The organism is Pseudomonas sp. DWRC2-2, assembly GCF_049897885.1.
Taxonomy (GTDB): Bacteria; Pseudomonadota; Gammaproteobacteria; order Pseudomonadales; family Pseudomonadaceae; genus Aquipseudomonas; species Aquipseudomonas azotoformans_A.
The window spans coordinates 597217-617410 of the sequence record NZ_JAFCXD010000001.1; the positions used below are offsets into that span (position 1 = coordinate 597217).

A 20194-nucleotide genomic window follows, 5' to 3' on the forward strand; every position below is an offset into this window, starting at 1 on the left:
TCGGTTCAGCGGTATTGGGCGAATGTACCGGCGACGGGCGCCGTCGACTCACGCAATACAATGCTCGGCGTCACGATGCGTTGATCGATCGGCATGTGGGGTGTCGCAATTCTTCGCAGTAACAGCTCGGCTGCCGTCTCGCCCAGTTGCACGATCGACTGTCCGACCGTCGTCAACGCCGGGTAGACGTAACAGCCCATTTGAATGTCATCAAAACCAATCACTGACAGCTCGCCCGGCACGCGGATATTGCGCTCGGCTGCTGCGCGCAGCACACCGAAACCGATCATGTCGTTGCTGGCAAAAATCGCGCTGGGCGGATTGTGCGCCAATAACTGGACGGCGGCGGCATAACCGCCGGTGCTGGTGAAGTCGCTCTCCTGGGTGCGATTGGCTGCCACGTCGACACCCGCCTCTCGCAGCGCGCGGTGATACCCCGCCAGACGCATCTGCGCGACACGGGTATGGGCCGGACCGCCGATGCAGGCGATGTCTCGGTGGCCCAGTTCGAGCAAGTGTCGGGTCGCCAGGTAGGCGCCCTCCTCGTGGTCGATACGCACCAGATCCACGTCAATGCCATCCAGCGCCCGGTCGACGATCACCATGGGCGTACGCACCGCGCTCAAACCGGCGGCAAGACCGCTGTCGTCGCCGCCCACCGAGGTCACGATCAAGCCGTCGATGCGTTTTTCCAGCAACACGCGCAAATAGTTACGCTGTTTTTCGGCGTTGTCGTCGGAGTTGCAAAGAATCACGCAGTAGCCATTACGCTCACAGTAATCCTCGATACCCCGGGCCAATTCCGCGAAATACGGATTGAGGCTGTTGGGCACCAGCAAACCGATAGTGGCTGTGGTCTTGGCCTTGAGCGAACGCGCGACGGCGCTGGGCACGTAGTCGAGCTGCTTGATCGCCGCTTCGACCTTGATACGTACCGGCTCGCTGACCGGGCGCGTCTTGTTCACCACATGGGACACCGTGGTGTAGGAAATACCTGCAAGCGCTGCCACATCCTTGATCGTTGCCATGGTTCAGCCTCGCCGACTGGCGCGCTGGCTGCGGTAGGTATCGAGGACCACGGCAATCACGATCACGGCACCGGTAATGATGCGCTTCGTGGGCTCCGTGGCACCGATCTGCGCCAGGCCGGCGGCCAATACCGAAATAATCAACACACCAAAAAAGGTACTGATCACCGAGCCGCGCCCGCCCATCAGGCTGGTGCCGCCGATCACCACCGCGGCGATCACTTGCAACTCCAGGCCGGAGCCCGCATTCGGGTCCGCGGCTTCCAGGCGCGAAATCTGGAACAGCGCCGCCACACCAGCCAGCAGGCCCATGAGGCTGAACACCAGGATCTTGTAGGGCTTGGGATTGATCCCCGCCAGGCGTACGGCCTCTTCGTTGGTGCCGATACCGATCAGGTAACGACCAAACACGGTACGCGTCAATACAAGCTGTGCGGCGATGATCACCAGTAGCGCGATGATGAACGATGGCGAGATACCGAAGGCAATCGGATTGGACAGCCAGGCAAATGAATCACCGATGTAGGCAGTGCGCGAACCGGTCATCTGGTACGCCACGCCACGGGCCATTTCCAGCACGCCAAGGGACACGATGAATGACGGAATGCGCCAGGCCACGGTGATCGAACCGGTGATGGTGCCCGCCAACGCCGCGCAACCCATGCCCAGCACAGCGGCCGGCAACACGCTCCAGCCCCAGCCGAGAATCGCCACGCTGACGGCCGACGCCGCCAGGGCCAGCACCGAGCCCACCGACAGGTCGATGCCGCCGATAATGAGGATGAACGTCATGCCCACTGCCAGCACCATCAAGTCTGGAATCTGGTTGGCCAGGGTGCTGAAGGTGTCATAGGACAGGAAGTGGTCGCTGAGCACCGAGAACAGCGCGATCATCGCCAGCAAGGCGCCCGCCAGGCCCAGGTAAGTACCCAGGCCGTAGAAGTTGCCGCCAGTCTTGCCGGGGGAAGTTGTGGTTTTCATGGGGTATCCCTAAGCACTGCGTCGTTGAGCAGCGCATCACGTTTCTGATAGCCGGCAAAGGCGGCGGCGAGCAATTCGTCCTGGGTCCAGCTGTCGCGCTCGAAAGTCTCGATCAAGCGCCCGGCGGACAACACGCCGATGCGGTCGCAAATCAGCATGAGTTCGCGCAGGTCACTGGACACCACCACCAGCGCTTTGCCCTGGCGGGTCAATTCGCCCAGCAAGGCATAAATATCGAATTTGGCACCGACGTCGATACCACGGGTCGGCTCATCGAACAGCATCACCGAGCAATCGCGCTCCAGCCAGCGGCCGATCACCACCTTCTGCTGGTTACCACCGGACAACTCGGAGACCAACTGCGCCGGGCTGGAACTGCGGATGCGCATGGCATCGATCTGGCGCTTGGCCAGCGCAGTTTCATTGCGGCTGTTGACCACGCCGCCACCGGAAATTTCTGGCATGTTGCCCAGGGCAATGTTGGCGCTGATCGATTGAGTCAGCAGCAGGCCTTCGCCCTTGCGGTCCTCGGTGATCAGGGCAATGCCGTGGCCCACCGCATCGACAGGCGAGCGAATGCTCACCACTTGGGCCGGCGAGCCAAGCGCAACGGTGCCGCTGTCGGCCAGGTCGGCGCCGAAGATCAGGCGCAACAGTTCAGTACGACCGGCACCGATCAGGCCGGAAATGCCGTAGATCTCGCCCGCACGCACTTCAAAGGACACATCGCGGACTTTGTCCGAGCGGGTCAGGCCTTTCACCGTCAGCGCCGGGCCGCCAATGGTGCGCGGGCCCAGGTCGATGTGCTCGCCCAGTTCGCGTCCAACCATCAAAGTGACCAGTTGCTCGCTGTTGTAGTTGGCCATCGGCTCGACACAGACCAGCTTGCCGTCACGCAATACCGCGATGCGTTGGGCTACACGGGCCAGCTCTTCCAGCCGGTGTGAAATGTAGATGATCGCCACGCCCCGGGCCTGCAGGCGGGTGATTTGTTCAAACAGCATCTCGACTTCACGGGCGGTGAGCATGGCCGTGGGTTCGTCGAGGATCAATACATGGCAGTCGCCGATCAGGTTACGGGCGATCTCGACCATTTGCTGATGGCCAATGCCCAGGCTGCCGACCAGTGTATCCGGGTCGATAGCATCCAGGCCGACCTGGGCCATGGCCTCGATCGCAGCCTTGCGCAGTTGCTTGCGGCTGATCCAGCCACAATGGCTGGGCAGGTTATCCAGGAACAGGTTTTCGGCGACGGTCAGCGTCGGCAGCAGGTTGAGTTCCTGCATGACCATGCGCACACCCAGCTCTTCGGCCTGGGTGCGGCTGCCGGGGCGGTAGTCCTGTCCATTGAACTGCATATGCCCGGTGGTCGGCGTGACCAGCCCGCCGATGATCTTCGACAAGGTGCTTTTGCCGGCACCGTTCTCACCGGTCAGCGCCAGCACTTCCCCGCGATTGAGCGTCAGGGTGATGTCGGACAGAACCGGCTGGGCATAGGTCTTGCCGATACCGCTGACCGAGAGGACAGCGTTCGGGGCGGAAGATGACATAGGAAAATCTCCAGGCGCCCGCTCAGGACGAGCGAGCGCTGTTGGGTACTGCCAGGATTACTTCTTGAGGACGAGTTCGACCGGGGTTTCGATCACGCCGTCCTTGGAGTCGACTTTCTCACCCTTGACCAGCTTGAGCGCGTTCTGGATACCGAACACGGCTTGCTGGGCAGCGGCCTGGTCAGCGGTCGCGAGTACGCGGCCGTCTTGCAGCATCGGCTTGATGGCTTCGATGTTGTCGTAGCCCACGACCAGCACTTTGCCAGCCTTGCCTGCCGCGCGTACGGCGGAAACAGCACCCAGGGCCATGTTGTCGTTACCGGCCAGCAGGGCCTTGAGGTCAGGGTATTCACTCAACATGGCGGAAGCGACTTTCTGGCCCTGGTCGATTTCCCAGTTGCCCGATTGAGTGGAGACGATCTTCATGCCGGCAGCGTCCATCGCATCCTTGTAGCCTGCGGTACGTTGCTGGGCGTTGGTGGTCGTCGGCACGCCTTCGATGATGCCGACCTTGTCACCCGAGGCCAGTTGCTTGGCCAGGTAGTCGCCCACCAGCTTGGAGCCTTTGCGGTTGTCCGGGCCTACGAATGGAATATCGAGGTTTTTGCTTTTGAGCACGTCCGGGTCCAGGCGGTTGTCGATGTTGACGACTTTGATACCGGCATCCGAAGCCTTCTTCAGCACGGTGACCAGCGCCTTGGAATCGGCGGGTGCGATGACGATGGCATTGACCTTGGCGAGGATCATCTGATTGACGATATCGATCTGCGCGCTGGTATCGGTTTCGTTCTTGATCCCGTTGGTGATCATGTCGAAATCGGCGGCGTGTTCTTTCTGGTACGTCTTGGCACCGTCTTGCATGGTGACGAAGAATTCGTTGGCGAGGGATTTCATGACCAGGCCAACCTTGGGTTTGGCGGCGTCATCGGCAAATGCAGAGGAGAGAGGCAGGGCAGCGGATGCGGCAGCAAGCACAGCGACAGCAAGAAGACGTCCGGCAAATGGCAGCTTCATGGGTTCACTCCGATCTTATGATTATTGTGAGCAACGCTTGCACCGAAGATCGCTTCGGCAGCCCTCCCACCCGGGTGGCTGATACGAGCTGTCACAGTACTCAGGGAGCACCCCGTGAAACATCTCGCAAACGTTTGCGTTATTCAAACTATGAGAACCTTGTCGAGATTTGTCAACGGTTGAAAACAGCCTTTCATCTACGCCCTCCCTCGCACCTGACGATAGGCGCCGTTAAACATCGCACGCTCCCAGTCGTTCTCTAAAACGACAGGCTATGGCGCATTATTCATGCAAACCCCAAGGGTCGGCGTTCAACTTTTTCGGACAACCGAACGCAATAAGGTCCGATGTTCGGAAAGCCGGACACCGACCTGACACCGCCCCATCTAAACTCAAATTAAATTGTTATAAATCAATAAGTTATTTTATAACTTCGAACACAATCAGCCTGGTACAGATCCTGCTCTACCCCATCACCTCGTGGCATTCAGAACCGCCCGGGTGTTCTAGATGAACCTGCTACAGCACTCATCAAAAACCAGAGAGAAAAATAATGAAATCTGCACTGAAAAACTTTGTTCCGGGCGCGTTAGCCCTTCTGCTGCTGTTCCCCGTTGCCGCCCAGGCAAAGGAAGTAGAATCCAAGACCAAACTGTCCAACGTGGTGATCCTCGCCACCGGCGGCACCATTGCCGGCGCTGGCGCCAGTGCGGCCAACAGTGCCACCTACCAAGCGGCCAAAGTCGGTATCGAGCAATTGATTGCCGGTGTTCCTGAGCTTAGCCAGATCGCCAATGTGCGCGGCGAGCAAGTGATGCAAATTGCGTCCGAAAGCATCAACAATGAAAACCTGCTGCAACTGGGTCGCCGCGTTGCCGAACTGGCCGACAGCAAAGACGTGGATGGCATCGTGATCACCCACGGTACCGACACCCTGGAAGAAACCGCCTACTTCCTGAACCTGGTGGAAAAGACCGACAAGCCCATCGTGGTGGTCGGATCCATGCGCCCAGGCACCGCGATGTCGGCAGACGGCATGCTTAACCTGTACAACGCCGTAGCCGTGGCCGGCAGCAAAGACGCACGCGGCAAAGGCGTGCTGGTCACCATGAACGACGAGATCCAGTCGGGTCGCGACGTCAGCAAGATGATCAATATCAAGACCGAAGCATTCAAGAGCCCATGGGGCCCGCTGGGCATGGTGGTTGAAGGCAAATCCTACTGGTTCCGCTTGCCAGCCAAGCGTCACACCATGGATTCGGAATTCGACATCAAAAACATCAAGAGCCTGCCTGACGTTGAAATCGCCTATGGCTATGGCAACGTGAGCGACACCGCGGTCAAAGCCCTGGCCCAAGCTGGCGCGAAAGCCATCATCCATGCCGGCACCGGTAATGGCTCGGTGTCCTCCAAGGTGGTCCCTGCCCTGCAGGAACTGCGCAAGCAAGGCGTTCAGATCATCCGCTCTTCCCACGTGAATGCCGGTGGTTTCGTTCTGCGTAACGCCGAACAACCGGACGACAAGTACGACTGGGTGGCTGCACACGACCTGAACCCACAGAAAGCCCGCATCCTGGCGATGGTTGCCCTGACCAAGACCCAGGACAGCAAAGAGCTGCAACGGATGTTCTGGGAATATTGATCCCCAGTGACACCTCGGCAGGGGCGGTTCTATCCGCTCCTGCCCTCCCCGCTTAAAACTCCTTCGCCCTACGCCTAATTACCCGATTTGCTGTCAGACGGACTTCTTGAAATCTAATTAGTTGCGAAAACGCCTACAGTTAAATACTGTATGTGCGTACAGCTTATTAAGGAATACTCCGTGGCAAAGCCCTCTTCCACAACTCCAACCCCACCCGATGCCTACGCACGCCTCGCCGTTCGCGTACAAAAGATCATCAATTCGACCAATGCCCAGAAAGCCAAGGCGGCGTTGATCTTCCGTTTGCCGGACGAGCCAGAGGATGAATGGGCGCGTTTGCTGGAGGAAATCGCTGAAAACGACAACGTCACCCTCGCTTATCGCGACGACGGCGGTGTGCAGATTTTCTGGGTTGTGCCGAAGGAAGATTGACTCAATGAGTGTCCGTTTTATCGCGGGGTGTTGCCTGTTTTTTGCCGTCACCGCTCACGCCCAGGCGCCCCGAACCTTCAGCGAAGCCAAGAAAGTCGCCTGGAAGCTTTACGCCCCACAATCCACCGAGTTCTATTGCGGCTGCAAGTACACCGGCAACCGCGTGGACTTGAAGGCCTGCGGCTACGTACCACGCAAAAACGCCAACCGCGCCGCACGCATTGAGTGGGAACATATCGTTCCGGCCTGGCAGATCGGGCATCAGCGCCAGTGCTGGCAAGACGGCGGGCGCAAGAACTGTACGCGCCACGACGACGTGTTCAAGCGCGCCGAAGCCGACTTGCACAACCTGGTGCCGAGCATTGGCGAGGTTTATCCGAGAGAGAATCTATTTATAAGAAACGTTGACACCCTGCTTAGGACACGTTGACACGACCTAAGCCACTGATTAGCTTAGGTTTATGAAGCCATTCCGCTTCAACGTCCTGGGGTGCGATGGGTGAACGTTAAGAAGGTAGTGGGCATTGGCTGGTCAGGTGGTGCGATCAACAGCTTCGTGATTCTCGAGGATGGGCCCCTCACCGAAAGCAGTATCGTCCCTGCCCCAACGCTTTACTTGATACACATGGCGCAGGACGGGCAGCTCTCAAATTCCATCCGATCCAGCGCACACGACCTGAGAAGCTTCTTCGAGGCATTGCGAGCTCATGGGCAAGACTGGAGGAAGCTGACCGACACGGATATGTCAGGCTACCTCTACGGCCACTTGAAGACTGCCAGGTCGTGTACCGACAAGACGACTAATCGTCACATTTCCACGCTAAAGCAGTTCTACGCGCACGCATGGCAGATTGGCATGCTCGATGCTCCAGCGGCCTTCACCTACAACTACGTCTCGACGGAGCAGAAGGTTCAGGGTGACAGCGAGAAAAAAGTCAACTTTGACCTATACAACAAGTACATCGAGAAGGGCATCTTCAGCAGCCTGCTGAGCAACGTCAAGGCTAAGTCTCCTTTTGAAAAGGAGCGGGACGAGCTGGTACTTCACCTTGGCTACTATTGCGGACTCCGCTGTGCCGAGGTGACAGATCCGCGAAATTTGCAAACGGCTGATCTGAGGAAACGGATTGCGGTGGCAGTCCAGAGTAATGACAAGACCATAACCGTGCCGATCATAGGAAAGGGAGATAAGCTTCGACAGGTTGACTTCCACCCCAAAGTCTTCAAAAAAATTAAGACATTTTTAGAAGGTCGACGCAAGCCTGAATATGTTGCAGACGGATCTCTTATATGCAAGAGAGATGGAGCTTCGTTGTTTGAAGGGCATGCCACTAATATTTTCAAATCTGCCAGAGTCTTGGCTAGCGCGAATATCGAGAACGTGATAGATGAACTTCACACGAAAGATCCTCATCTGCACTTCATAACCAAACCCAACTTTCTGAAGTTGACCTTCCATGCGTTGAGGCACACATACGCTACCAACTTAGTTGACTTCTGCTACAAAAACGGATACGACCCTTGGCAGTACGTTCCAGAACAAATGGGGCATGAAGACGTAGCGACTACTAAAGACTATGTAGTCTTCGATGGTAAACTTCAGCGACGTGAAAAGGTTAGGCGTGCATTAAACGATGAACACAATGATTGATACCTCTGAGTTTGTAGCAGAATCTGCGGCAGGCCTATCCTCGCTCGCGCCTAACCCGATTCTGAATTTTAGTCCATCAGATACTTTCGCAATCGTTGCGGTACCGAGCGGCAAGGGAAAAAATATCAATCATCGTCGTGTGGAAATTCCAGAGCAGTTCCATAACTGCCCGATTTTCCGTGCGCTGTTGCAATATTTCAATACCGCTGAATGCAAAAAGAACTCACTCAGCGATAACTACAGCAGAGCATTGAGGTTCAGCAGCCTTGCAGATTGGGCCATAGCAGAATACCCCGATGCGCAGATGCTGCCAGCGGCGGTAATGCAAGACTACACTCGATACCTGCGCACTGTTCAAAACGTTCAGCAAAATACCATTTGCGCCTATATGTCGGCGTACCGTACAGCTTTTGATAGCTTTCTTGATGCTACATATGGCAAGCCAGAATCATCAGACGCAGCCACGATTGTACGAGAAGCTATTGTATATATTCCTTCAGTGTCCAACCGATCCGGCAAAGCAACCCCGAGCTTAGGTCAGGTTACGAATCAACCCGAGAAAGATGAGTTAAAAATTGTTAGGTCGACAATTTATTTTTGCTGTCAGTACCTCAGGGTAATGAATGAACAGCGCATGGAGCTGCTTGGCAATAAAGATGTAATGCGCCAAGTCGCTAAGATGCTTAACAAATGTGGCAATGATTACGATCAGCTTAGGTACAGCACGTTCAAGACTGACCGTAGCACCGTTTACAAGGTATTGGCTGGCGCCATCCTGAAAAGTGACAACCTGTTGTTGAAGGAGCGACTTCTTCATAACAGAACTGATTTTGCTTACGCTCAAATCGAGGGAAGTGCGCCCCTGACAATCGAAGAAGCTAACAGGCTAATAAAATTAGGCCTTCGGCATACTGGCGCGTTGGACATTTATCCTGAGAACAACGACCACAAGCTGTATTTCCACAACATCGATTACCTTTTCCTTTTAAAGCATACCCCTAGCGAGGAGATGGCATTCGCATGGCTTCTAGCGACTGACCGGGTTCAGCTGACGGGTGTCAAAGAAATGCTGCAAGGCGATCTGAGGATCACTCCGAGCGTAGCATCCCCGATTTTTTTGAAGCACCGGAGTGAGCAATCCGTTCGCGATGTGCCTATGCACTTCCGTAAATCCATGCAGTACCAAGCCTATTGCGAATTTGACGAGCTGAAAAAAAGCTTTCATCGGCGTTTCCCGGAGTCTGGAGAATTTATGTTTGATCTCCCGGTCACGGGCAACCTTCAAGGTGTTGACAGCGTGCTGTATCGGCCCCTGGCTATGGCCGCCTTTCAGCAATCGCTCAATTACCAAACGTTGTACGACGCTGATTCAGAAATTGAGCTATTCGCAGACATATTGCGCCGCGTATCTCTGAATAATCGTCCTATCTGGAACAACAAAAAGCGGCGACATGAAAATGCTGCGATTGGTATCACGGGCCAAAACCCCACCCCCGTCAAACGGCAAACAATCAGTATCACAGCGATCGCCCAATCACGTGCAATTTTGGACGTAGACGGTGCAAACCCAGGGAATGAAGGTTTTGAAAAATATTCCCAAGAGGTTGTAGGAGCCGACGCTACCGCTCACTCTCCGGGCGTGAAAGAAGCTGTGTACATGCATTCCAGCGAAACAAAATATCGCCTAAATAAACGAGCGTTATTTGCGACACACGTCGGCCATCTTATGGTTGAAGATGCGCGCAAGATTCAAGCAGCTATACGCGATGAAGCACTCATAAGTGTGGCACAGCTTAAAGTCATGCTTGGCTGGGCCCAAGTTAAAAGCGATAGCGGCGAGCTTGAGGAATTCGACGAGCTGCTGCTATCTGCCCAACGTGCTGGCTATACGATTTCGCCTTTCGGACAGCTTGAAAGAGACAGCAAGACATTCATCATCACCAACGCTATTACTGCCGCACTGCTAATCGGGTATAGGGATGAGTGCATCAACCAGCTTAAAAAGTCGTCTATTGAAGATGAGTTGAAAGCGTTTTCTATTGCAATGCAGGCAGCGTACGTAGAAGACGCCCTTGACCGGTTTGACCAACAAACCATTGCCAAGGGAAAAGACATGCTTAAGAAACACACTTTCCCTACCCCGGTTATCAGGTAAGCAACCATGCAGAATCAAGCACCCTCTTCTCCGCTGTTTACTATGGCGGTAGATGATCCAGCGAAACTCAATAAATACGGTGATGAAATATTTCAGATTCAGGATCCTCTCACGGGATCGTTCTTTGACGTCAGCTTCGCGTGGAAATGCTCCATGATGAAGAGGCTGTATGCCCAAATGTATTTCATGGCTGGGGATATTTCTCGAGGTTATGCAGACGACAAAGGCCGTATTGTTGTAAGTAGCCTTTCAAGTGCGCGCCAAGAAATCGCGTACCTACGTGAGGTGTGTGAGTATTGGGAGGCTAAATTTCCAGATCGAACGCTCCAATCTCTTTCAAGGCTTGAGATCCAGCTGATGATCCGCGCCCTTATGGTTAGAAAAGAGAATAACGAGGACGGAGGTCTTATTCTGGGCGTATCAACCATGACAATGCTCTGTAAGATCCTCGAACGAACTTACACCATGCTCCATTCTGGAAAGCTCGTAGACGGTGTCGTTTACCGAATGACTGGCCCGTTCAAAAAAAGCACAATGGAGCCGTTGCTCCACGAGTTGGAAGTGGATTACGCAACATGGATCAAAGGCGGGAGCTACGGCTCGATCCCCATGACCTGCGCGTCGCTGATGCTTGCCGAAGCCATTAGCCAAATAGAATCAGACGAAGCAAAGATGGCGGCGATTTTTTTCACTCAGTGGCGCGAGCAGAAAACCAAAGTAACCAGTTGGTTTGGTGAGAAAGACAGGCTAGCACTCTATCGAAGAATGCAGTCTCCGGACTACGTGTTGTCCCGATTCGAACGGGGCTGGGCGCCTTCTGCGGTTGAATTTGGAACTGCAATTGATGCAGCAACCAAAACCCATCACGCTACATTGCCCTGGAAGACTCAGGGCGAGCTCAGTGACTTTTGCGCAGAGCTCACAAAGGCCGCGCTAGTTGTTATCACGCTGCTGAGTGGCTTTCGGATCATCGAAATTAACGGAATGCGGCTCAAAGACTACGAGCAAGAACCAGATGGATCCTGGTGGTTCACATCTGAAAACCCGAAAACAGAGTCAGGGTTCCCGCACCCACGGTCTTTGCACGGGATCGCGGCTGATGCAGCAACGCTCATGAAAACCTTGTCGGCGGTGGATACGGATGACTTCAACCTACCGCTACTACATAGGGCTTACAGATCTGAAGCATTCTTTGTTGCGCGAGGTATTGGCAAATTCAGCGACGAGCATTGGCTGGCGGATGCAGGATATACCACCAACGCGTTGAGGATTTGGTTCAAGGCATTCTATAAAACCTACGTGGTGGAGAAATATCCTGAAGCAGGTCAAATTCACGATGAAGTGTCACCCCACCAGGCGCGTCATACATTTGCCGAATTTGCCCTCCGCAGGTTTGATGGCAATGTCATGGAGAAGATTCGTGAGCATTTCCGTCACTCCTATGGCTCATTCCATACGCGGCGCTATACCCGTGAGAAGCTGAGCGAGTCCGTTCGAATCAGTATGGAACGCGACTACGCCAAAGAAGTTATGGGCCGGATCACGCATGGCAAGCTTGACGACCGCTTCTACGGGCCAGCTGCCAAACGCATTGATATTGAAATGGCAGAAATTTCCGTGCTCACCGGCGCCGAATTCGATGACCGTCTTAGCGCATTAGCTAATGAATTTGAGCGGTTCACCGCGTTCGAGTGGGGCTACTGCGCTTTGCGTGCAAACGAACAACATATTGCCAAGTGCCACGACCCTAAAACTGGTACCCCTAACGTCGACCAGCGTAGCGCCCCGGAAGTCTGCGCCGGCTGCCCACATAGCATGAACAACAACCTGCAGAAGCTTGAACTCGAGCGCACGGCAATCTCTCACCAATTCATTGCAGAAAATCATCCCCTCAAAGCACTGGGAAATATGAGCGGAGAAGTCGTTCGGAAAATTGAGCGTCGCTTGGAAGAGAAGGCAGTGGCATGAAATTCAGCCTCGATAAGTATTCAAATGCCGTCGCTGCGCCTGAAGAGCCCGCGTGGGTCACATCAGAAACAAAACGAAAACTTTATCAGCACGTATGCAAGGCGTTTGATCGTATCAAGGGACAGATGGAGGCAGGGGACAATCTCGGTATCAAAGACCGAAGGATTGTGGCTCGCAATATTGCCAAGGACAGTGGCGTTCATGACAGCCTACTGAACAAGCGCCGTCAGCCTGAAATCAGTGAATTGATCGGGCAGAAAAATATTGAGCTCGAAGAATTGTGGGAGAGCTTCTCAGCGACAAAATATACGTCAGGAAAAAAGCGAACCAAGGAGGTAATACAAAATGAGCTTCGCTCCCAGACGTCGGAGATTGACCGTCTTACCAACCTTCGCCTTTCTGAGGCACTCACTGCGGCCATTGGTAACCACATGGTCGATAGCCATAAAAGCCTCATAACCACCATCGAATATCTGAAGGCTGAAAACGCTGAGCTTCAGATCCGCAATGGTGAACTGAGCAAACAGCTTCGTCAGATGATGAAGACCCTGAATACCATCAAAAGCTAGTCACTCCAAAATTTCGTTATTGAGTTCACAATGCTTAAGCTTGTCCTCTCCATATCTGCTTGTCTTTTGCTTTCCTGCGCGAACGCGTTTGCTGCCACAAAAATTGGTACCTGGAACCTCGAACATCTCAGCATTCGGGATACAAAGGATTTTAAGGCGATAGCAAAGGTTGCACAGAAGGTCGATTTCCTTGCCGTCCAGGAGCTGATGAATGAAGAGGCTCTGGGCGCATTAGCAAAGGAGCTGACCAAACAAACCGGTAAACAATGGAGCTTCATGGCATCTCATGCGGTTGGTCGCTCCTCATACAAAGAAATGTATGGTTTCGTGTGGAGGGATGACGCAGTAGCTTATGAGGACGGCGCCGTCACATACCTCGACCGCGATGACACATTTGAGCGAGAACCCTACTCTGCTCGATTCAAATCCCTCACTGACAACTCGTATTTCGTTGTGGCCACGGTGCACATCCTTTATGGCAAAAGCCAAAAAGATAGGACGTTGGAAATTGTGGCGCTTTCGAATTATTGGTTGTGGCTGAAGGAAACGTATCCGGGCGATAACCAAATAATGCTGATGGGTGATTTCAATACCCCACCAACCTCCCCTGCCTGGAACAGCTTGGATTCGAGCGCCAAGCCTCTTGTATTGAACGGTGCCTCAACGCTTTCCACAACCGACGGGAAATTTGCCAACCTGTACGACAACATATTTGTAAGCAAGGATTCAACAATCAAGATCAATTCGGTTCATGTGTTCGACTACCCCAAATATCTCGGGCTTACACACGCTCAGGGACGAGGAAACATATCTGACCATGCACCGATATTTCTGAATGCTGATCTGAGCAAAAAGGGAAAAGGCGTACCGGTAATCGCGATCAGCCAGGCAAAGACCAAAGCTGCGTCAGCTCAAGCAGGAAATAACAAAAAAGCAGTCAACGTTGCGATTATCGGTAATCGGAAAACATTGGTTTACCATCGCCCTGGGTGCCCTTCCTATGATGCTGTATCAGAAAAAAATCGGGTGGCCTTCAACAGTGAGGCCGATGCGGTTAGCCAAAATTTTCGCCTGGCGGGCAACTGTAAAAAGACGTAATAACAAGCCATGGAGACTACCTAAGATGAGCTAGGGGATTCCAGCTCATCGCGGAAGATGCTCAACCTACAACACGATAAGGTGGTCGAAGAATGAGATGGTTCGCGTGCGTCTATGGATGGGCTTTTAGAGATAAAAGGTCAGACAGGGAACGCAAGAGGGAGCGTGAATTCATAGATGCTGCGAACAAGCTTAAGACGCTCGCGGTAACCGATCGCGGCGGGATGTCTATCGACCCGAACGAGATCCGTAATCAGATCCTGGAGAGCCGAGAAGCATTAAGGCATCTTGTAGATCCGTCACATAAAAAACCCATTAGCGAACAGCAAATCCGACGTAGCGATGCCGAACTAAACGTAGTCGACATCGTTGATTACATCCAAGTCGTATCCTGGCGCCGCCTCAACTCAAAATCGGCACTCCGCTACATCTGCCTACAGTCCATGAATGAAGACAAATTCGCCATTGCGGCCGTTGAATTTTTCACCGCTGGGGAACAGATTTCAGACCCTACTTCGATCGTGCATAGGGTTGCTCAGCGGCTTATGATCGCTGAACAAGGCGAGCCACTTATTTGGTTCAACTCACTCAAGGAAGCAATGAACGCCCACGATGCCAGCATTTAGGTCATCGGCCAGGTAGGTTGGGCACCCAACCTCCAGCTACGATCTGTGCCGCTTCAAATAAACCTTTTCGAGGGTACTGTTTTGGAAGCTGTTGGCTTGCTTCAAGAAGCTTCTCTTGCAACCAGGATGCATCCAGCGCTGAAAATGAGAAGCCCATCGACTCGAACTGAAGTTCGAAGCCACCGTCCTCAATGGTTCGAACCGCAACAAAGATACCTGCGCCGATCGCACCTTCAAGAAACTCAAGGCTAGCATTCTCGACAGGTACAGCACCTTCGGCGCTGAACTGCCATGCGCCACACGACAAACGATATTTCCTGGTGAGCAACTCTTCTTCACGCACCGCGGCTGTCGTGGTTTTACCATCGGTTTGTTCAGCGATTGACAGAGCTTCAGACAAGTAAAAAGCGATCTCTCTCGCGACCTCCGCGCTGACCTCCATCCAATCAAACTCGAACTCTACTTTTACAAATCCATCGCCAATGGCTGCGACACGGCATTCATAACGCTCGTCAAAGTTGCGCCCGCGCCAGCAAAGAAAGTCGCGCTTGAAACCAATGCCTTCCAACATCTGCATTTACCTTTTCAGCTAAATACAAACATAAACGGTCTGTAGTTCAAAAAACTTTAGCGGACATGAAAAATAATTATGACAACGTTGCCGTGATGACATGAGTGTTCGTGGAATTCTCTGTGCGCGCCCTTCGGGACGGCTGTCGTGAACCGAGCCGCTAACGCGTCTCGGCCCGGAGGGCTTCCATCCTCGCGCCACAGCCTGACGGCACGCGCGCTCCGCTTACGTCGTTGTACGAGCTGTAATCTGACCGTTCACGCTCTAGACTGCGGATCCTCACTTTTTATGAACAACGGACTGCGCATGTCTGAAATTGAAAACGATAATGTCGAAGAGAAGGCAAAACCTGATGATCTTTATCAAACCGCAGAGCAATATTACTCGATGGTAAAAGCCCATCGACGTCGCAAGCGTGCGGCTAGATTTCGAGAGATGAATCCTTTGGCGTGGTACTTCGATGAATTCCCCGCACAGGACATGTATAAGAGTCCGTTATCGAATCAGCGCTCAACTCGGCAGGAAGTCAGATATCACTGGCTAAGGCAGCGCACAGGCTGGATCTTCTGGTCTCAGTTGAAGACTACCACTGCGGTGCGATTTGCCGCCTTTGGAGGATTGATCAGTGCATTCTATCAGGCCGCACCTGGCATGCATGGTGAGGCCGGTGACGCAGGAGCTCCCTTCAGGTGGCTTTTGTTAGCAGGCCTGACCTACCTCATCGCTGTGCTTTGGTATGAAATCTGGTGCCCTCTTTTGTTGAAACAGGCCCTTTCCTCCAAGCCTGGTTTACTCGAAAATCAATCCAGTGTGTGGCTTCGTACGTTGGTTGAGGATGAGCTGCGACGCTGGTGGAGCAAACGCAACTGGTGGCCACATCCTGACTTGCTGGATGAGGAGAAGTCCGAAGATCGGACGGCGATCGCAATTATGTCAGGATATGGTGTTCCTGCATTCGCAGGGTTTGATGCTTATGCATGCGCTCACATTGAGCGGGCGCTCTTCGAGTATCGCAACCTACGGAAAGTCACTATGTGGCGAAAGGGCGATCGCTCTTCGCATATGGAGGAGTTCTCACCGCAATACATCTACGAGGGTAACCGCCCCTTAATGCGTCGTTTGACCATCAGCTCTCTCAATGAATACGACATCCAGGACAATCCCAAATCAAAGGTGGGAGATCTGGTGGTGGGCTGGTACAGGTGCCCTATCAGCATATCTTCGCATCTTGAGAGTCGAAGCACCGTCAACATACGGCACGAAGCTGAAGGATTGGATCACTTGTTCGCAGATCATGCTGGAGCTATAGCGTTTGCTCAAACGATTGCAGTTTGGCAAAACACGATGCACCCAATCCGTCGTCTCATCCTAATGGTTCTGTATTTAATGAGTGGAATCTTTTTCGCGTGGTTTGTAGTCCTTCAACTACAAATCATTCTCCCGAAAATGTTTTGAGCCAATCTCTGTCGCTCGCTGACCGGCGGCTCTAATACTGTTGTGCGCGCCCTTCGGGACGGCTGTCGTAAACCGAGCCCCTCGCCAAGGCTCCGTCTCGGCCCGGAGGGCTTCCATCCTCGCGCCTCGGCCTTTCGGCCTGCGCGCTCCGCTTGCATTCAGATACCCAGCCGATTTCTGGTATCACAGCCGCCGAAGCATTTGATGCTTCTCATCGCCCCCTGTTGGCAGAGAAAATTCAGATTACTAACCATCTCATGCCAAGCGCTGATGTCATCGCCTGGACAATCCACCTCCCTGGCGATTACTTGCTGCACCGTAAACCTTCTGTCTAGGCTCTAAGTGCAAAATCGTCTTGCTCATAGTGGACGCCCGTAATGGTATGTATCACTAAGCTACCAGGCACAAAAGCTATCTGAGTGCCCAATGTCTCCTTAGGCCCCAGAACCATGTACCCACCATTGCTAGGTTGCACGATAGAGGCTTCCCGTGAAGCAACATGCGAGAACAGTACGATGTTCTGCCCCCCAGGCTTTTGAACCGACTTGAAGATGACTCCGTCAAAACGAGGACAATGTTGTGTCGCAAGGTACTCTGCGATGACCTGAGTTATCAGATAGCTTCTTCCGGAGCCCGGCAGGACTGGAACCGTAATTTGGTCGTGCAAGACTCGAAGAAATTCTCGTCGCCCGGCTTTGAGGAAGTAATTAGGCTCAAAAAAGCTAGGATGTGCACCCAGATCGGCCTCAGCAAAGCGCCCAAAGTCCAATACCCTGAGGGCCCCGTTAATGCGGAATTCTCCGCTTATAACATCGCTACCTACTGGCGGTCGGAGCTCGGCCACACAAGTGTTACGTTCGAAAGCACCATAGAACGCAGGAACCCCCACAGGGTTCATTCGTCCATCTCTGGCCTTTTCTTTCGGAGGGGCTCCCAGATTACGGTCAGGATCAGCAGAAATTGAGTCGATTTCTTCAGACGAAGCACATGGACGAGCTCGGAAAATTGGCGGCGAGGTATCCGGTGCTAGCAGCCTTACAACGGCACTCTCTTGGATTGAACTTGAATAGCTGTCTAGTCCGTCGAACAGCCAACCCAGAAATTTTCGTGCGCCATCGTTGAAGAAACGATTGCCATGCAGCATCCCTTCCTGAAACTCGACCCACTGACGACCGATGCTATCGGGCAGAAATGGCTTTCGGACGTAATTGGTGTCTCCGCTATAGGAGTAACCCTCAAGGTCGTTGCAGATGGCTTGGACTATAGGCTCTTCGTTGTCGCAACATAGAACCTCGCTCACCCAAAACTCGGGATCCTCTCCGTCCTGAGAGCGGTCTTGGCCAAAGCGCCGGTAGTAGTCCCCCTCACATATGTAGCCGTCCAATACAGTTTTTACCATGTCGGAGATATTTGAAAAGGGAAGGCATCTGCGCTTTATCCCACACAGCGCACACAACATGGATGAACCTTCACTCTTGATCTGGCACTCCAGATACGACTCTATAACGCATTTGTAACAGATGAACTTCTCCATAATGCAGCAAGATTCCTTTTACCAGCACCGAAACTGATCCGGTTTTTGAGCAATAAAACCGGAGATCACTGTCCTTTTTTCAGGGTTATAGGCTTACTAAGTAGCGGGCTTGCTCATTATTCTTCTATGCAGTTCTTTAAGATCGTCGCAATCAGTACGACTGGACTCAGTGAGTAGTTCAAGAAGCTCGTTATTACCCATCCAATGCCCCGTATGGTCTACCCCACGTTGGAGTTGCACGAGTTGCTGGTGAGTGAGCTTTGCAGACCAGGCGCGGAAGCTCATCTCGACTTTCTCTCGGGTCTCGTGGCACTTAGGGCACAACGCCCGAAGCGAACTGATTGGGTATTCCCAAGGCCGAAATCCATTGCTCATACGGGCGTAGTAACAATGGTGAGCTTCAAGCCTGCCGGTAGCCCCGCAATCTTGGCATTTATGCTCAGCCACGCGCTTCACAAGGTCGGCTTTTCTTTTCCAGCGGGGATCAAAAAGGAGCTGCGAGTACGTGGATCTTGCCGATGTCGGAGTGAAGTCGTAGCCCTCGATTGGATAGATTCCCAGATTCCAGCTATGGCCCATTTCGTAGTAGAAGCCAAAGCTTTCGAAGATGTCTTCGAACTCTGTGAGATCCCCCCCGAAATTTAGCATGTGGTGAATGCTGCTGCCGTCGAACACCAAAACGTGCACGGCGTCGTTTAGCCAGCTTTCCCCTCGCGACTGCCAATCTGCAGGCGAGAGGAAAAATGCGTCGCCCAAAAGCCCTTCACGTACCAGCCAATCTTCAAATGCTAACAGCAGTCGGCGCAGATTTTCTTCCATGCAAAGCTTCCATATCTCAGTGGTCGCTTTCCCTAGCAGGGGAAAGCTCTTCCAGCCCGAAGGCGTAAGTGAGAATAACGTTTCTTACCTAGATGAGAGCTGACGAATCAGAAGAAAAGCGCGACGTTTCGTTCCTTCTAACGGAGACGTTGGTTAGAGATCAATTAGGTCTTTGATAGCCAGGCGCAAACATGGAGCTCTCCACCCCATAGAGAGCTAGAGGATCTTGGAGCCATAAACGATAAGCCTTGTCCGCAATGCTGTGATCTGGAGAACAATCTACGTGGTACTGCTGCAGGACGTATCCAGCCATAGCGGCGCGCACACGCAGTTTAAGTACCCCTTCATGCATCTCATAGTCGCGTTTCACAATCTCAGTAGAATCTTTATCGGGATGCGGCACTAAGGGCAATTCAAGCATGCGATTCCATTGATCATCATGCTTCGGTGTTTCTTCGTCTCGGGGTTTATCTCCCATATGGATCTCGGCGTGCCCGATTCGTGTCAGCACGAAATCCCCGAATTTTTTGCGCTTTCGATCAAATGCTCGAACGTGCCACCGCAGGCCGTCACAACCTATAGCAAATGGTACGACTTCCCGCTCAGACTGACCTGAACCAGAAGTGTAGGTAATCTTCACCACGCGCTTAAGGCGAATTGCCCTTGTGATGGGGGCGAGAATTTCTACCTTAGGTCGACTAAGGAGCGACACCGATTCGTGTGGTATGAGCGGTTTCTCATCTGAGTCCATGCCATACCCAAATCCCTGCGAAAGTGCAGTGAGTACTCGCTCGGGTGAATGAACAACCAGCGGGGAAAACGCTTCTCTAATCACATAGAGTTTTGTCACCGAGTCGAGCTCGGTATTGCCAGGTGCAATCTCCCGATACAGTCCGAAGTCTCGAGTTGCAGCTGCCCCTCCTACCCCAAACCGCTCCATGAGATCCGTCCGCGAGACAACCCCTGTGAAATACAGGCGGAAATCAATGTAAGCCAGACGCTCCCTCTGCGCTTGGCTGTACTCGCTCAAATCAATCATGTGCTCTCCGTCTAGCTGTCTAATTTATTACCGCCTTACCGCTTTGCCACCTTATCCATCAA

At 53.2% G+C, this 20194-nt stretch carries 17 protein-coding genes and 1 pseudogene; 10 read left to right on the plus strand and 8 right to left on the minus strand.

Annotated features, from left to right (window positions below; translation table 11 throughout):
• Window positions 1–5: 5 nt before the first annotated feature.
• Genes ACP7EW_RS02980 through ACP7EW_RS02995 form a run of 4 tightly spaced genes read right to left on the minus strand, consistent with a single transcriptional unit; the run spans window position 6 to window position 4573 of the window.
• Window positions 6–1028: a LacI family DNA-binding transcriptional regulator gene (locus ACP7EW_RS02980; RefSeq protein WP_426215178.1), complete on the minus strand. Its 1023-nt coding sequence runs from the start codon at window positions 1026–1028 to the stop codon at window positions 6–8.
• Between the two features lie 3 nt (window positions 1029–1031).
• Window positions 1032–2009 (minus strand): ABC transporter permease, encoded by a 978-nt coding sequence (locus ACP7EW_RS02985; RefSeq protein WP_010209107.1) that lies wholly within the window; start codon window positions 2007–2009, stop codon window positions 1032–1034.
• The gene (locus ACP7EW_RS02990) at window positions 2006–3559 is read right to left on the minus strand and encodes a sugar ABC transporter ATP-binding protein (protein ID WP_016978156.1); all 1554 of its coding nucleotides are present in this window, start codon (window positions 3557–3559) and stop codon (window positions 2006–2008) included. Before ACP7EW_RS02990 ends, ACP7EW_RS02985 begins: the two co-directional genes overlap by 4 nt.
• Window positions 3560–3616: 57 nt before the next feature.
• A complete protein-coding gene (locus ACP7EW_RS02995) occupies window positions 3617–4573 on the minus strand; it encodes a sugar ABC transporter substrate-binding protein (RefSeq protein WP_010209103.1) in 957 nt (318 codons plus the stop codon).
• Window positions 4574–5126: 553 nt separating this feature from the next.
• Between ACP7EW_RS02995 and ACP7EW_RS03000 the strand changes: the two genes are divergently transcribed.
• From ACP7EW_RS03000 to ACP7EW_RS03040, 9 genes and pseudogenes are all read left to right on the plus strand, one after another.
• The gene (locus tag ACP7EW_RS03000; protein WP_016978158.1) at window positions 5127–6215 is read left to right on the plus strand and encodes an asparaginase; all 1089 of its coding nucleotides are present in this window, start codon (window positions 5127–5129) and stop codon (window positions 6213–6215) included.
• 180 nt (window positions 6216–6395) lie between these two features.
• On the plus strand, window positions 6396–6647 hold the full coding sequence (locus tag ACP7EW_RS03005) for a DUF1654 domain-containing protein (RefSeq protein ID WP_426215179.1): 252 nt from the start codon (window positions 6396–6398) through the stop codon (window positions 6645–6647).
• Between the two features lie 4 nt (window positions 6648–6651).
• Window positions 6652–7020 (plus strand): annotated as a pseudogene (locus ACP7EW_RS03010) (endonuclease); the annotation flags it as partial.
• A gap of 126 nt (window positions 7021–7146) precedes the next feature.
• Window positions 7147–8298 carry a tyrosine-type recombinase/integrase gene (locus tag ACP7EW_RS03015; RefSeq protein ID WP_426215181.1) on the plus strand — a complete coding sequence of 384 codons (1152 nt, stop codon included), beginning with the start codon at window positions 7147–7149 and terminating at the stop codon, window positions 8296–8298.
• Window positions 8291–10453: a hypothetical protein gene (locus tag ACP7EW_RS03020; RefSeq protein ID WP_426215183.1), complete on the plus strand. Its 2163-nt coding sequence runs from the start codon at window positions 8291–8293 to the stop codon at window positions 10451–10453. The genes ACP7EW_RS03015 and ACP7EW_RS03020 overlap by 8 nt, the downstream gene beginning before the upstream one ends.
• Before the next feature lie 6 nt (window positions 10454–10459).
• The gene (locus tag ACP7EW_RS03025) at window positions 10460–12421 is read left to right on the plus strand and encodes a hypothetical protein (protein WP_426215185.1); all 1962 of its coding nucleotides are present in this window, start codon (window positions 10460–10462) and stop codon (window positions 12419–12421) included.
• Window positions 12418–12990 carry a hypothetical protein gene (locus ACP7EW_RS03030; RefSeq protein ID WP_426215187.1) on the plus strand — a complete coding sequence of 191 codons (573 nt, stop codon included), beginning with the start codon at window positions 12418–12420 and terminating at the stop codon, window positions 12988–12990. Before ACP7EW_RS03025 ends, ACP7EW_RS03030 begins: the two co-directional genes overlap by 4 nt.
• Window positions 12991–13020: 30 nt before the next feature.
• Window positions 13021–14088 carry an endonuclease/exonuclease/phosphatase family protein gene (locus tag ACP7EW_RS03035; RefSeq protein ID WP_426215189.1) on the plus strand — a complete coding sequence of 356 codons (1068 nt, stop codon included), beginning with the start codon at window positions 13021–13023 and terminating at the stop codon, window positions 14086–14088.
• Window positions 14089–14180: 92 nt separating this feature from the next.
• Window positions 14181–14714 (plus strand): hypothetical protein, encoded by a 534-nt coding sequence (locus tag ACP7EW_RS03040; RefSeq protein ID WP_426215191.1) that lies wholly within the window; start codon window positions 14181–14183, stop codon window positions 14712–14714.
• A gap of 1 nt (window position 14715) precedes the next feature.
• Here the strand turns inward: ACP7EW_RS03040 and ACP7EW_RS03045 are convergent, their stop codons facing one another.
• A complete protein-coding gene (locus ACP7EW_RS03045; RefSeq protein ID WP_426215193.1) occupies window positions 14716–15285 on the minus strand; it encodes a hypothetical protein in 570 nt (189 codons plus the stop codon).
• Window positions 15286–15591: 306 nt separating this feature from the next.
• Between ACP7EW_RS03045 and ACP7EW_RS03050 the strand changes: the two genes are divergently transcribed.
• Window positions 15592–16740: a hypothetical protein gene (locus ACP7EW_RS03050; RefSeq protein ID WP_426215194.1), complete on the plus strand. Its 1149-nt coding sequence runs from the start codon at window positions 15592–15594 to the stop codon at window positions 16738–16740.
• A gap of 331 nt (window positions 16741–17071) precedes the next feature.
• On the opposite strand, the gene ACP7EW_RS03055 is transcribed toward ACP7EW_RS03050, so the two are convergent.
• The 3 genes from ACP7EW_RS03055 to ACP7EW_RS03065 all read right to left on the minus strand — a co-directional run bounded on the left by ACP7EW_RS03055 (window position 17072) and on the right by ACP7EW_RS03065 (window position 20132).
• Window positions 17072–18274, minus strand: a complete 1203-nt coding sequence (locus ACP7EW_RS03055) for an RES family NAD+ phosphorylase (RefSeq protein WP_426215196.1) — start codon at window positions 18272–18274, stop codon at window positions 17072–17074.
• A 96-nt stretch (window positions 18275–18370) separates the two neighbouring features.
• Window positions 18371–19093 carry an HNH endonuclease gene (locus ACP7EW_RS03060; RefSeq protein WP_426215198.1) on the minus strand — a complete coding sequence of 241 codons (723 nt, stop codon included), beginning with the start codon at window positions 19091–19093 and terminating at the stop codon, window positions 18371–18373.
• Window positions 19094–19253: 160 nt separating this feature from the next.
• Window positions 19254–20132, minus strand: a complete 879-nt coding sequence (locus tag ACP7EW_RS03065; protein ID WP_426215200.1) for a helix-turn-helix transcriptional regulator — start codon at window positions 20130–20132, stop codon at window positions 19254–19256.
• Between the last annotated feature and the right edge of the window lie 62 nt (window positions 20133–20194).